Below are 13,542 nucleotides of genomic sequence, written 5' to 3'. Positions count from 1 at the left end.
GTTCATGAAGTCGAATACGAGCGCGACGAGCACCAGCGTCGCGACCATCCAGAGGGCGAGTTGTATCGAATGCATCGTGATCCGCTCAGGCGTTTTCCAGCACGATGCCTTCGATGATGTTCGCGACATCCTCGAATTTGTCGGTAATGCGTTCGAGCAGGTCGTAGACGCCCTTCAGCTTGATGAGCGTCTTCACGTCGATGTCGTCGCGAAAGAGTTTCGATATCGCGGATCGCAGCACTCGGTCGGCACGGGTTTCGAGCGCGTCGATCTCTTCGCATGCCTTGAGGATCTCCGCCGACAGCTTCATGTCGGACAGCCGGTTCACCGCGATTTGCGCCTGCAGCGCCGCTTGCACGACGATGTCCGCGAGTTCGCTGGCTTCCTCGGTGACCGACTTCAGGTCGTAGACCACGACGGTGGTCGCGACGTCCTCCATCAGGTCGAGGATGTCGTCCATCGTCGTGACCAGCTTGTGGATCTCGTCGCGATCGAGCGGCGTGATGAAGGTCTTGTGCAGCAGGTCGATCGCATCGTGCGCGAGCTTGTCGCCGGTTCGTTCGGTGGTCTGGACGTTGGCCATGGCCAGCTCGGCATCGTCGAGATTGTCGAGAAGCATCTGAACCTCGCACGCGGCCAGGACGATGTGCTGCGCATGCGTGTCGAAGAGGTCGAAAAACCGGTTTTCGACGGGGAGGAAGCGTCCAAGCATGGATTCTCCGGGGAAAAGGTGGGCGGAATGACGCGGGTCAGGCCGCGCACGGGCGGCACAGCATGCTGTTGCCGAACGCGACGTGCCGGCGCTCCGCGAGCGAGCGCAAGTCCAGCGGACGCTGATTGACGATCGTGCTGGCGTGCCCGGCCGACAGGTCGGGATTGACGAAGTACATCAGCGACTTGCGCGGTGTGCGTGTGCGCGGGCGTTCGACGGCATGCTGCATCGCCGGCACTTCGCCGTCGGTGAGCGCTTCGAGCAGCGAGCCGGCCAGCACGATCATTTCGTCGGACCGCGGCAGCGCGGAAATCGGCGACGCATCCGGCAGCAGGATCAAGCCGGGTGCGGTCGGCCGGATGAACGACAGCAGGTGGCCGTCTTCGTGCGGATCCTGCAGATACGCGCGGTCGTGGCTGCCGTGATGCTGCTCGTACGCGCAGAGCTGCAGGTAGGAGCTGTGGCGGACCGGCGGCTGCGGCGTGCCGCCGAGGTTGTCGCATACCGCGTCGAGCAGATCCTGTGCGATCGCGCTGATGCAGGCTTCGTAGGCGGCCAATTCGCGGTAGAACGTGGACTTCACCAGCGGAAAGCCGCGATGCGCGTCGCGCCGCGCGACCCAGTAGCAGAATCGGTCGCACAGATTCGGCCGCTCGGGCGTATGCGAGTATTCGAGCCCGAACGGCAGGAAGCCGTCGGTCTGGTCCGGAAACGAGAACGCGAGCTTTTGCTTGCGATCCAGCTGGTCATAGGCTGCCGCGAGCCGGTCGAAATGCATGAGCAGTGCGTACGGCATCTTGAAGTAGACGTAGCTGTCGCGGATCAGCCGGCTGGCGTGGAGTTTCATACGGTTTTGCATGGTGTTCTCCCGGTACATCGGACATGGCGTGGTGCCGAACGACGGTCGTTGCCGCGTTGCCGGCACGTGAGAAGGCGGGGCGTGGTGTGCGCGATCCGGTCGGCGTCATCGCGGAGCGCGTGACGGAACCGCGGCGGCTCGACGCACATGACGTATGAGGCGGCGACGCGGATGAGCGTCCTTGCGGCTGTCGTGGCCGAGCCGGTGTTGCCGGTGCGGCTGAGCGGAGATATCGAGTCGTGTCATGCGTGCTCCAGGCGCCGGGCGGCACACGGCGGGAGCGTCACGACGTCAACGACGGACGAACGCTTCCCGCCGCGCCGCGTCGGGCGCGATCGGCTGATAAGAGGCTGGGAGTCGGGTGTTTGCCGGCATGGCGTGCGAACGCGCGCCGGCGCAGCTTAATCGGCTAGGGTCGTCGTCCATTTCGAACTCCTGTCTATTTGTGCAACACGTGCGTGAACCTGGGCTGCGCACGCGCGAGCATGCGGCCGGACACGCGCACGCGACGCGGGTCACGTACGGACGCCGCCCAAGTGTCGAGCGGCGATTGAATTGTCGAGTACGGGAATTTCGGATCGACGGCACGCCGATCCTGAAAGACACCGCATCCTGCTATCCCGGGATGCGGCAGAAGACAAGGCTCTGCGAAGCTTCCTCAGGCGGCAGTCAGGTTGGTACAGGACCAACTACAACTCGCATCGGTAGGCACAGAAGCCTCCATGAATGAAAACGAGTGCGATGTTAAGAGGGAACCGCGCGGCGCGTCAATCGAAAACTTCGCATGCGTTTTACGCGGCTTCGCCGGCAGGTTGCCCAGGTGCGATCGGGGGCTGCCGGCGATGCGTCGAAACAATTTCGGGACAGCGGGCGGTGCCCGGCCGGCCGGTCCGGCGGAACGGCGTCACGCGGTTCGCCGGCGTCCGGCATCATGTCGGTTCAACGACGACGGCCGTGCCGTAGCAAATGACTTCGGTTACCCCCGACCCGATCTCGGTCGAGTCGTAGCGCATCGCGACGATCGCATTCGCGCCGAGCTTGCGCGCATCGGCGAGCATCTTGTCGAACGCGTGCTGGCGGGCCTTCTCGCACAGCGACGTATAGAGCGTGATGTTGCCGCCGAAGATCGTCTGCAGCGATGCGCCGAACGAGCCGACGATCGAGCGCGAGCGCACGATGATGCCTTGCGCGACGCCGAGCGAGCGGACGGTCGTGTGGCCGGGCAGGTCGAAAGCCGTCGTGACGCGAGCGGGCGACAGATCGTCGAAGGAGCGGCTGGTATCGGTCATGGCGGAACCTCGGTAGCGGAGTGGTCGAACGCCGATTCTATCCGGACGCGCGCACGAAGCAGGCGGTGAGCCTGTCGTGGTATCGCGAGGCAGCCGGTCAAACAATCGAGAGGTGGGCAGTGTTTAACGAATGTATCAACGCGTTCTGGCAGCAGAAGTTTTCGGGAGACCGATGCGTACATGACGGCAACGATCTGCAGATCGCCGTCAGTTCCGCGCTCGATGACGAGCAGGGCATGATCCTCGTGCCGACCGACGGGAAAAACCGGATCGTCGTGCAGGAGAAGGTTGCGCGCACGCTGCGCCTGGAAGAAGCGGATGCGTGGACGATGGCCGGGTTCCTCGATCGCCTGTCGGTCTCGGGCGGCGGATTGTGCGGCGCGGACAATCTTTTCTACTATTCCGCGCCGGCCCTGGCCGATCTGCAGAATCACGCGATTCCCGCGACGGTCCATGCGCTGACGCCGGCGGATCGACCGGCATTCGACGCATTCACCGCCGCGATGCCGGCGGAGGACTTCGATACGGCCAGCGTCGAACTCGACCATTGGCGCGTTTTCGGTGCATTCGAGCAGGATCGGCTGGTATGCGCGGGTAGCGTCTATGCGTGGTGGCATTCCTGCCTGGCCGACATGGGCGTGCTGACGCTGCCCGAATTCAGGGGCAACGGCCACGCGCGCGGCGTCGTGCGCGCGATGAGTGTCGCGGCCTGTCGCGAGGGGCTGGAGCCGCAGTACCGGTGCCAGCTCGACAATCCGGCTTCCGCGGCAGTTGCGCGGGCGATGGGCATGCTTCTTTACGGGACGCTGGACGAGATCATCTGAATCTGACCGGCGCCGCCGGGAAGGAAGCACATACAGCCGCCTCCTTCCCGGCCGCACGCCGTCAGGGCTTCACAGCGGTGCCGCCATCGCCACCGAGATCGACCGCGTAGGCCAGCGCCAGCTTGCCGAACTTCAACGCGTGATTCGCCTGCCGATCCGAATTCTCCAGCGTGTCGTTCACGGTATGGATATACGGACTGTCGTTCTGGTCGGCCTCGAACGGGAACGACGCCGGATACCCTTGCGCATTCCACGACGCGTGATCCGAGCACGCATACCCGCACTGCGACGTGCCGATCGCGAGTTCCGGCAGGTAGGTCTTCGCCAGATTCGTCAGGTAGGTGTTCTGCGACGCGTTCGTGTAGTCGGTGATCAGGTAGATATCCTTCGGATCGCCCTTGTAGTTCGTCATGTCGAGCTGCAGCACGCCGATCACGTTCGCATTCTGCGCGCGGAACTGCTTCGCGATCGCTTTCGAGCCGAGCAGGCCGGCTTCCTCGGCCGCGTACCCGACGAACTTGATCGTCCGCTTCGGCCGGTAGTTGTTCGCCAGCAGCACGCGAAGCGCTTCGGTGAGGCTGGCGATACCCGACGCATCGTCGTCCGCGCCGGGCGAGCGCGTATTCTCGGTCGTGCGGCCGACCGTCGAATCGAGGTGGCCGCCCAGCACGATGGTGCCCGCGGCCGGATCGCTGCCACGGATCGTCAGGATCACGGATTTCTGCGGAAAGCCCGCGTGTGCAAACTGTTCGACGGTGATGTCGGCGCGCGAACCGGCCAGCTGCTTCCACTGCAAGGCGAGCCAGTCCGATGCGGCGACGCCGTGCGACGTCGTGTAGTAGCGGTTCGTGAAGCCGGACAGCGACGTGATCGTGCCGACGATGTTGCTGGCCTGCAGTTGCTGGATCCACGTGCCGATCTGCGGCGCGTTCGAGACCTTGTACACGGAGGCAGCGGCCTGCTTCGCGAGCGTCGGCGGCAACGGCTGCAGTGCCTGGCGTGCTTCGTCGAACGCGTCGTGCACGACATAGCCGGGCCCGTGGCCGCGCGTATGGTGGACGGCGTGGGCCAGCTCGCCGAGCCGTGAGTCGTCGATCTCGACGACATGGACGGTTTCGCGGCGCGCGGCGCCGTCGGCCGTCTTGCCGGCATCGAGCGTCGTACTGTATTGCGCGGTGGCGCTCGCGTCGATGCGTTGCAACTGGCGGAACGCCGCGTCGCCGAGCGTGATCCACACCGGTGTCGCGTGCGCGGCGGCGGTCAGCAGCATGCCGCCGAGCGCGGCGCTCAGGCGGGTCAGTTTCAGAGTAGGCATGTTCGATCTCGTGAGGATGGCGATGTCGAGGAAGAGGGCGTGCCGCAGGTCGTGCGATGCGCCCCCGCCTGCTGCGGAATTACGACTTCTTCGGCACGGTCACGCCGTATGTGCAACTCTGGTTGTACGCATTGCCGATCGCGGTGAGCTGCGCGCTGCTGTAGCCCAGCGCGGACGCAGCCGTCAGCACGGCCTGCGCGGCAGCCTTCTGGTTGGTCGAGCCGTTGGTCATCGACAACCCCTTCAGGAACGCCTTGTCCATCGCCTGCGCACCGATCGCGTCGCGCGCGACGAGGTTGCACGAGGCCCAGTACTGGCCGGCCGTATGGATCTCCGCGCCGCGCGCCTGCGCATAGGTGCGCCCGACGTTCCAGTTGGTCACGCGGCCGCCCCAGAACTCGTTGTGGCCGTCCCAGTTGTAGACCCAGTGGTACTGCGCATCCGACGGGCTCCACTGGTTGAAGTCACGGCTGTACGCGGCGGCGAGATAGTCGCCGGTGCCTTCCGACAGCCCTTCCTGCTGCGACAGGCCGCCGTTCGTCACCCAGTCGTGGATGCCGTGCCCGAGCTCGTGGATCACGACGTCCGCGTCCTCCGCATCGTCGACGCCGCCTTGCCCGAAGGTCAGACGGCCGCTGCTCGACGAATACGACGAGTTGTCGTCGCCCGATTCGCCGTGCGGGTCGTACTGCACGCCGCCCGTGTACTGGTACGGCATCGCCTTGATGCCGAGCGTCTGGTTCACGTAACGCAGGAACGAGTCGATGTGGTAGTACGCGTTCACGGCCTCGAAATACAGGTTGCCGCGCGTGAATTCGAACGCGGGCGTCGACTGCACGGGGCACGCGTTGTCGAGCGGCGCATCGAAATCGACGCATACCGCGTACGGGCCCGACAGCGAGTAACGCGCGCCCGACTGCGCGAGATCCTTCAAGGTCACGCGCGCGCGCGCGGCGGTGAGCTGCGACGAGTCGGCGTCGTTGTTGTCCTTGTAGCCCGTGCTGCCGTAGCTGCTTTTGGTCGGCGACAGCGGGTCGGGCCGGAACACGAAGCCCGTGCCGTCGGTCGCGTAGAACGCCTTGTCCTCGGCGCGCAGCACGTCGCCGCTGCCCGAGTCGATCAGCAGTTCCCAGTCGCCTTTCGGGCCGTCGTTCGGGCGGCCGCGCACTTTCCACGCGGTATGGGTGCCGGTCTTGTCGACGAAGGCGACGAGCTGCGCATCCAGGTTCGTGAAGCCGCTCACGCCGAGATACGCGCGGGCGCGGTCGAGCGCCTGTTGCTGGTCGACGGCCTGCGACTTTCGCGAGGTCGCGACCACGCCGTTGATCGTGTTGCTCGCGACGTACAGGATGCGGCCGTCCTTCGCGACCGTCACCGCGATATCGCTGCCGTACACGGGCAATCCGGCTGCCTGCTGCTGCAGGCGCACGACGGTGAAATCGGCATCGCTGCGCTCCGACGTGACGACGAGGCTCGCGAGCGCGGTCGCGTCGAGCCCGAGCTGCGTGGCCTGCGATGCGACGAAGTCGCGTGCGGTAGCAGCGGGCGTCGTGGCGGTTTTCTTCGCGCGATACGCGGGGGCGTACAGCGTGACGGCGACGCCGTCCGCGCGGAACTGCCCGGCGGCCGTATCGGCCTTGGCGGCCGGCGGCGCGACGCCGCGTGTCAGGCTTTCGCGCAGGCTCGTTGCTTGCGGATTCGACACTTTCGTATCGGCCGCGGTGCCGCCGACGATGCCGAAACCGAGCGCGAGACCCAGGGCGAGCGGCAGTGCTTTGCGTGATGTCTGCATACGTGATCCTCATCTCAACGGTTGGACACGCCCGCGCGTTCGTGGCGCGCAGGCACGACACGGCCCGCGCGCCGGCTCGATGGAACCGGTGCGGCGAAGCGGTGTTGGGGGTGTCGACTGACTAAGGAACCCTAAATGTCAGGTCGAAAAGAAACAGGCGGGCGAAGAGGGGGAGAAACAGGCCGAGAAGCGCGCGAAGAAGCGAACGGCAGGCAGGTGCGGCGACGGCGAATCGAGCATCGTCATGTCATACCCCTCGGATCGAATCGATATCGGTTGGCAGCCTGCGGCGCTCGACATGCGTCGAGATGCAGCACGCATGTCGTTAGGCTGCCTATCTAACTTTTTTTGGTATGTTACAGAACATTTTCAGCGACATTCCAATTTATTTTCGATGACCGCTTCAGTCCGTCGATCAATCACCGGCATTGTTCAGCGAGCGTCGGGAAACGCTGCCGGAACGCGCAATACCGCGCCGGATTGTGCTTGAAACCCGTGACGATCAGCGCGTCGCACGCCGGTCGCTACGCGGGCTCAAGCCGAATCGCGCGCGATACGTGCGCGAGAAATGCGACGGCGATTCGAACCCGCACGCGACGCATACCGAGGTGATGCTCATGTCGGTCTGCTGCAGCAGTTCACGTGCGCGATCGAGGCGCAGGTTCAGGTAGAAATGCGTCGGCGTGTCGTTCAGCGTCGCGCTGAACAGCCGTTCGAGCTGGCGCCGCGTGATCGATACCTCCTGCGCGAGCGCATCGGAGCCGAGCGGGTTTTCCATGTGCCGCTGCATCGTGCCGATCACCTGGATCAGCTTGCGGTTGTGCACGCCGTAGCGCGCGGCAATCTCGAGCCGCTGGCTGTCCGAGCGCTGCCGGATCCGGCTGACGACGAACTGCTCGGAGATCGCCGCCGCGAGATCGGCGCCGTGCCGCCGCCCGATCAGGTCGAGCATCATGTCGATCGACGCGGTGCCGCCCGCGCACGTGATGCGCCGCTCGTCGATCTCGAACAGCTCCTGCGTCGCGTTCAGACCGGGGTAGCGTTCACGGAACGCGGCCAGCGCTTCCCAGTGCAGCGTGAGCGGCTGCGACGCGTCGAACAGCCCGGCTTCCGCAAGTACGAAGCTGCCGGTGTCGATGCCGCCGAGCGTTGCACCATGACGGTGCTGGCGGCGCAGCCAGTCGCCGATCGCGCGCGTATAGCACGTCAGGGGATCGAAGCCTGCGACGACGAACACCGTGTCGACCTTGTCGACCTCCGCGCACGCGGCTTCGGCGGCGACCGGAATGCCGTTGCTCGCGGCGACGGGCGCGCCGTCGGCGCTGATCACGTGCCAGCGATAGAGCTCGGTGCGAAAACGGTTCGCGACGCGCAGCGGTTCGACCGCGGACATGAAGCCGAGCGCGGAGAAGCCGGGCAGCAGCAGGAAGTGGAAATCCTCGGGCATCGGGGCAGGGGATGGAATCCGGTGGTCGTCGCGCATCGCACGGGGCGGCGAGCGGTCGGGTATGCGTTGCGGCCGGCTCGCGCGCGCCGAACGGTCAGCGGGAGATTATCGCGGGTTTTGCGCGGCGTCAGCGCGTTTTTGCGCCGCGCACGGAACGGCGCGCGGTGGTCGACGGCAACTCGCCGAACTGCGCCTTGTACGCGTTCGCGAAATGGCCGAGATGGATGAAGCCCCAGCGCGCGGCTACGTCGCTGATCGGCAGGTCGGCCTGCCGCGTATCGAGCAGCATGCGCCGCACTTGCGACAGGCGCAGCGAGCGCACGTAGTGCAGCGGGCTGGTCTGCACGACCGACTGGAAACTGTTCTGCATCGTGCGCCGGCTCACGCGCAATTGCGCGCACAGGCTCAGCACGTCGACCGGTGCTTCGGGATGGCCGATCACGTAGTCGTGCACGCGGCGCACGATGTCGGCGCGGCAGGCGTGCGTGAGACGGTTCGACGGTTCGGGAATCCGGTAGGTGAGGAGATCGACGAGCACGTTGCCGATCTCGCCGCGCAGTTCACGCTGCGCGCGTGCGTCGCGGTACGTATCGGGTGCCGACAGCACGCGCTCGAGTTGCGTGGCGATCTGCACACTCGCGCGCATCAGCACGGCGTTGGGCATGTCGACGACACCGCGCCGCAACGTGGCTTCGTCGAGGTGGACGTCGGCCGCATCCTCGACCTGCTGCATCAGTTCGCCATCGGCGACGACGCCGATCAGCGACATGTCGTCGGGCGAATGCAGCTCGAACGGCGCACCGCCGCGCGCCATCACCATCGTGCCGTGTTCGATGCGCACGCCGCCGAATGCGAACGCACCCGAGCCGGTGAGCGGCATGCCGAACACCGTATGGTCGTGCGGCAATCGTCCGCGCTGGATGATGCGAACGTTGGCGGCTTCCTGGAACAGCTGCATGCCGTCCAGCACCGCATGCTTGATCGCGCTGCGATACGGGCCGGAGCCGATCTGGTCGTAACGCTGGTTCCAGCCGCGTAGCGCCTCGGCATGCCGGTCCGCGTTGTCGAACCTCTCGTGAAACACGAACACAGCGCCTCCAGGTGCATCGATCAGGACCGCGCAAGATTAAACCGACCGTGCGGTCGGCGCAATAAGGGGGAGCGCTATTCCGGGCACATTCGTCAGAGGGTCGGAAGCCGCCAGCCGGCGTGGCTTTCAGGCGGTTTTCCAATATCCCGAATCGGCACGCACGCGGTGCCGGTCCGGGTGCTGACCGGATTTATTGTCGAACTACAGTCGCCCCACATCACGTGATTCCCCAACTGGAGGCGACATGAGAACAAGGCGACGAACCGCGGTGCTCGCGGCGACGCTGGCGTTCGCGGCGACATGGATCGGCAGCGCGAACGCGACGGAACAACCGGAGGAACTGGTCGTGCGGAAGATGCCGCCGTGGCATCCGCACGAGGTCTATATCGTCGACATCTCGATGCCGTCGATGACCGACGGGCGCATCTACGCGTACGACGCCGATGCGAAGAAGCTGCTCGGCCAGATCGACGGCGGCTTCGGCCCCGGCTTCGCAATTTCGCCCGATCACCGGACCAGCTTCGTCGCGACGACCTACTTTTCGCGCGGCTCGCACGGCACGCGCACCGACGTGGTCGAGCTGACCGACAACACGACGCTCGATCACGCAGGCGAGATCGTGATTCCGGCGAAGCATGCGCAGCATGTGCCGTCGCCGTACAACACGGCGTTCAGCGCGGACGGCAAGCGGCTGTACGTCGCGAACATCACGCCGGCCGCATCGGTGACGGTGATCGACGCCGTATCGAAGAAGGTGCTGTCGGAAATCGACACGGCGGCCTGCGTGCTCGCCTATCCGTCGGGCAACGATCGCTTCACCGCGCTGTGCGAAAGCGGCAAGGCGCTGACCGTCACGCTCGATGCGAACGGCAAGGAAACGAAGCGTGCGATGTCGGAGGCGTTCATCGACGTCGACCAGGATCCGGCGTTCGTGAACGCGTCGCGCTACAAGGGCGACTACCTGTTCACGACCTACGGCGGCAACGTGCGCAGTGCGGATTTCAGCGGCGACAAGCCGGTATTCGGCAAGCCGTGGCCGCTGCTGACGGACGCCGAGCGCGCCGAAGGCTGGCGCCCGGGCGGCATGCAGCAGACCGCCGTGCAGGCCAGGCAGAACCGCTACTACGTGCTGATGCACAAGGGCGGCGACGGCTCGCACAAGGATCCCGGCACGCAGGTGTGGGTGGTTGACCTGAAGTCGAAACAGCGCATCGCGCGCTGGGATCTCGCGCAGCAGAAGATCGATCCGCTCGTGTCGATCCAGGTCAGCGAGGACGACAAGCCGCTGTTCTACGGGCTGACGGCGACGTCCGACCTCGTCGTGATGGATGCGCGCACGGGCAAGCTGCAGCACGTCGAGAAGCAGATCGGCAATACGTCGTCGCTGCTCGTCAACCCGTGAGGCCGCGATGACACTCGATCCCGTCCTTGCCACCAGCGCGCAGGCCGGCGCTGCCGTCGTCGTGCTGCTCGGTGCCGTCGCGAAGATGCGCCGGCCCGCCGCGTTCAGCCAGGCGCTGGCCGGCTACCGGCTGCTGCCCGACGCGTTGACCGCGCCCGTCGCGTTCGCGATTCCGCTCGCGGAAGTCGTCGTCGCCGCGGCGCTGCTGTTTCCCGATACGCGCACAGCCGGCTCGCTCGGCCTGATCGCGTTGCTGCTGGCGTTCGCCGTCGCGATTGCGATCAATCTCCTGCGCGGCCACACCGACATCGACTGCGGCTGTTCCGGCTTCGCGGCCGCGCGCACGGATGCACCGCGCGGCATCGGCTGGCTGCATGTCGGGCGCGCACTGCTGCTCGCCGCGCTGGCCGCGACCGCACTCGTCGAACCGGGCACACGCGCGGTCGTGTGGTTCGACTACGTGACGCTGTTCTTCTCCGTGCTGCTGATCGTCTGCGCGCTGCTCACCGTCGACGTGCTGCTCGCCAACGACCCGCGCCTTTCCCACCTGAGGAATTCATGATGCAAACCGCTCTCACCGTTTCCACCGCCCTGCTGTGGGTGGCCGTCCTCGCGCTCGGCGCGATCTGTCTCGCGCTCGTGCGCCAGATCGGCATCCTGTACGAACGCATCATGCCGGCCGGCGCACTGATGATCGACAAGGGGCCGGCAGTCGGCGCGATCGCGCCGACCTTCGAACTGACCGACATTCGCGGCTCTCAGGTGAAAGTTGGCGGCTTCGATGCGTCGGGCAAGGCGACGCTGCTGTTCTTCCTGTCGCCGACGTGCCCCGTCTGCAAGAAGCTGCTGCCGCTGCTGCCCTCGCTGCAGGCGAGCGAAGCGACGCCGGTGAACATCGTGCTCGCGAGCGACGGCGAGGTCGACGAACACACGCGCTTCGCGCGCAAGCACGATCTCGGGCGCTTCCCGTACGTGCTGTCGCAGGAGCTCGGCCTCGCATACCAGATCGGCAAGCTGCCGTATGCGGTGCTGCTCGATGAGACCGGCACGGTGCGCGCGAAGGGGCTCGTCAACACGCGCGAGCATCTCGAGAGCCTGTTCGAAGCGAAGGAGCGCGGTGTCGCATCGCTGCAGCAGTTCGTGCATGGCGATCACAGCCACGACCACGACGCGCACGCGCAGCACGCATGACCGGCCGACCCTCTTTCAACGTCAAGGGAGAACAACGACATGGGCCTGTTTGATTCATGGTTCGAGCGGTCGGCGCGCGGCGTCGCGCAGCACAGTTCGCGGCGCAGCGCGATGGCGAAGCTCGGCAAGGTGCTGGTGGGGTCGGCGATGCTGCCGCTGCTGCCGGTCGATCGCACCGCGTATGCGGCCGATGCGGCGTCAGGCGCGTCGGGCGGCGCCGCAACGGGGGCAAGCGATGACCCGATGAGCTGCGACTACTGGAAATACTGCGCGATCGACGGCTGGCTGTGCAGTTGCTGCGGCGGCACGTCGAGCAGTTGCCCGCCGGGCACGACGCCTTCGCCGATCACGTGGATCGGCACGTGCCGCAACCCGCACGACGGTTCGGACTACATCGTGTCGTACAACGATTGCTGCGGCAAGACGTCGTGCGGAAAGTGCTTCTGCAACCGCAACGAGCGCGAGAAGCCGCTGTACAAGCTGTCGTTGAACAACGACATCAACTGGTGCATGGCCAACGGTAATTCGAACTATCACTGTTCGGTTTCGGTTCTGCTGGGAGCGGCAAAGCAATGAAAGGGAAGCAAGCTGGAAAAATCGCCGTCGCATGCATGACGGTCGTGGCGGGCTTCGCGTTGGCGGGCACCGCCGGCGCGCAGGAAACCGTGCATTACCCGGCCGGCAAGAGCATGTTCGACGCGCAGTGCGCGGTGTGCCACCAGGCGGGCGGCAAGGGGCAGGACGGCCTCGCGCCGCCGCTGACCGAGTATCCGGGCAAGTACGCGACGGCCGAGGCGGGGCGCGCGCAACTGGTCGCGACGCTGCTGCACGGGATGTTCGGCGAGATCAAGGTGCACGACAAGCACTACAACTTCAAGATGCCGTCGTTTGCGAGCGCGAGCGACGACGACATCGCGCACGTGCTCAACTACGTCGTGTTCGATCTCAACGCGCAGCATGGCGACGCTAAGCCGTTCACGGCGGCCGATATCCGAGCGGCGCGCGCGAAGGCGATGGACGGCACGGCCGTGCATGTGCAACGTGAAGTCGTCGTCAAGGGGCTCGGCCTGTGAACGTCGCCCCCGCGTTCAGCGTTTGCGACGCCGCGCCGCGCACGCGGTGCGTGGTGTCGTCGTGGCTCGGCAGTGTGTCGTGTCGTCTGTCGTCGCTGCTGATGCTGGCGGGCGCGGCCGTCAGTGTGGCCGCGGCACCTGCGCACGCCGAAGGCCCGGCGGACGCGGCGCTCGCGCGCCAGCACTGGGTGCTCAACTGCATGGGCTGCCACACGGCGACGGGTGGCGGTATCCCCGGCAAGGTACCGCCGCTCGCGAACTCGCTCGGTTATTTCACGCATCTGCCGGCCGGGCGCGAGTACGTGATGCGCGTGCCCGGCGCGTCGAACTCGGCGCTGTCGGACCAGGATCTGGCCGACGTGCTCAACTGGGTACTCACGACCCTGAACCGCGACGCGCTGCCGCGCGACTTCAAGCCTTATACGGCCGCCGAAGTCGCCGCGCACCGCCGTCCTGCCTTTTCCGACGTCGCGACCGTGCGCGCCGGCCTCGTTCGCGCGTTGCAGGCACGCGGGATCGACGGCGTCGCCGATCGCTACTGACCGACC

14 protein-coding genes and 1 pseudogene are annotated in these 13,542 nt (G+C 65.9%); 7 read left to right on the top strand and 8 right to left on the bottom strand.

What is annotated here, in order from left to right; all coding sequences use genetic code 11:
- The 4 genes and pseudogenes from QZM67_RS39920 to QZM67_RS06660 all read right to left on the bottom strand — a co-directional run.
- A pseudogene (locus QZM67_RS39920) lies at positions 1-129 on the bottom strand (inorganic phosphate transporter); the annotation flags it as partial.
- Positions 86-712: a DUF47 domain-containing protein gene (locus QZM67_RS06670; protein WP_301801377.1), complete on the bottom strand. Its 627-nt coding sequence runs from the start codon at positions 710-712 to the stop codon at positions 86-88. The gene QZM67_RS06670 and the pseudogene QZM67_RS39920, both read right to left, overlap by 44 nt.
- Positions 713-749: 37 nt before the next feature.
- Positions 750-1,559, bottom strand: a complete 810-nt coding sequence (locus QZM67_RS06665) for a 2OG-Fe(II) oxygenase family protein (RefSeq protein ID WP_301801375.1) — start codon at positions 1,557-1,559, stop codon at positions 750-752.
- A gap of 941 nt (positions 1,560-2,500) precedes the next feature.
- Positions 2,501-2,860, bottom strand: coding sequence for a YbjQ family protein (locus tag QZM67_RS06660; protein WP_043180408.1), 360 nt, complete (start codon positions 2,858-2,860; stop codon positions 2,501-2,503).
- Between the two features lie 119 nt (positions 2,861-2,979).
- On the opposite strand from QZM67_RS06660, the gene QZM67_RS06655 reads away from it, so the two are divergent.
- Positions 2,980-3,684 carry a GNAT family N-acetyltransferase gene (locus tag QZM67_RS06655; RefSeq protein WP_301801373.1) on the top strand — a complete coding sequence of 235 codons (705 nt, stop codon included), beginning with the start codon at positions 2,980-2,982 and terminating at the stop codon, positions 3,682-3,684.
- Between the two features lie 61 nt (positions 3,685-3,745).
- On the opposite strand, the gene QZM67_RS06650 is transcribed toward QZM67_RS06655, so the two are convergent.
- From QZM67_RS06650 to QZM67_RS06635, 4 genes are all read right to left on the bottom strand, one after another.
- Positions 3,746-4,999 (bottom strand): M20/M25/M40 family metallo-hydrolase, encoded by a 1,254-nt coding sequence (locus tag QZM67_RS06650; protein ID WP_301801371.1) that lies wholly within the window; start codon positions 4,997-4,999, stop codon positions 3,746-3,748.
- A gap of 79 nt (positions 5,000-5,078) precedes the next feature.
- Positions 5,079-6,791: a M36 family metallopeptidase gene (locus tag QZM67_RS06645; RefSeq protein WP_301801369.1), complete on the bottom strand. Its 1,713-nt coding sequence runs from the start codon at positions 6,789-6,791 to the stop codon at positions 5,079-5,081.
- A gap of 502 nt (positions 6,792-7,293) precedes the next feature.
- On the bottom strand, positions 7,294-8,238 hold the full coding sequence (locus QZM67_RS06640) for a GlxA family transcriptional regulator (RefSeq protein ID WP_043180401.1): 945 nt from the start codon (positions 8,236-8,238) through the stop codon (positions 7,294-7,296).
- Between the two features lie 127 nt (positions 8,239-8,365).
- Entirely contained in the window at positions 8,366-9,328 is a 963-nt protein-coding gene (locus QZM67_RS06635) for a helix-turn-helix domain-containing protein (RefSeq protein WP_301801367.1), read from the bottom strand.
- A gap of 244 nt (positions 9,329-9,572) precedes the next feature.
- Here QZM67_RS06635 and QZM67_RS06630 point away from each other — a divergent pair, with 244 nt between their 5' ends.
- From QZM67_RS06630 to QZM67_RS06605, 6 genes are all read left to right on the top strand, one after another.
- Positions 9,573-10,730: an amine dehydrogenase large subunit gene (locus QZM67_RS06630; RefSeq protein WP_301801366.1), complete on the top strand. Its 1,158-nt coding sequence runs from the start codon at positions 9,573-9,575 to the stop codon at positions 10,728-10,730.
- Between the two features lie 7 nt (positions 10,731-10,737).
- Complete coding sequence (locus QZM67_RS06625) at positions 10,738-11,292, top strand: MauE/DoxX family redox-associated membrane protein (RefSeq protein ID WP_301801365.1); 555 nt, start codon at positions 10,738-10,740, stop codon at positions 11,290-11,292.
- Entirely contained in the window at positions 11,289-11,921 is a 633-nt protein-coding gene (gene mauD, locus QZM67_RS06620) for a methylamine dehydrogenase accessory protein MauD (protein WP_122947823.1), read from the top strand. The genes QZM67_RS06625 and mauD overlap by 4 nt, the downstream gene beginning before the upstream one ends.
- 39 nt (positions 11,922-11,960) lie before the next feature.
- Entirely contained in the window at positions 11,961-12,497 is a 537-nt protein-coding gene (locus tag QZM67_RS06615) for a methylamine dehydrogenase light chain (protein WP_301801364.1), read from the top strand.
- A complete protein-coding gene (locus QZM67_RS06610) occupies positions 12,494-12,994 on the top strand; it encodes a cytochrome c (protein WP_301801362.1) in 501 nt (166 codons plus the stop codon). Before QZM67_RS06615 ends, QZM67_RS06610 begins: the two co-directional genes overlap by 4 nt.
- A 101-nt stretch (positions 12,995-13,095) precedes the next feature.
- The gene (locus tag QZM67_RS06605) at positions 13,096-13,536 is read left to right on the top strand and encodes a cytochrome c (protein ID WP_235995798.1); all 441 of its coding nucleotides are present in this window, start codon (positions 13,096-13,098) and stop codon (positions 13,534-13,536) included.
- The last annotated feature ends 6 nt before the right edge of the window (positions 13,537-13,542 follow it).

Origin of the sequence: Burkholderia sp. AU45251 (assembly GCF_030482905.1) — a bacterium.
Taxonomy (GTDB): Bacteria; Pseudomonadota; Gammaproteobacteria; order Burkholderiales; family Burkholderiaceae; genus Burkholderia; species Burkholderia aenigmatica.
The sequence above is the reverse complement of the archived record's forward strand: the minus strand, read 5'-3'. Positions and strand labels throughout refer to the sequence as shown.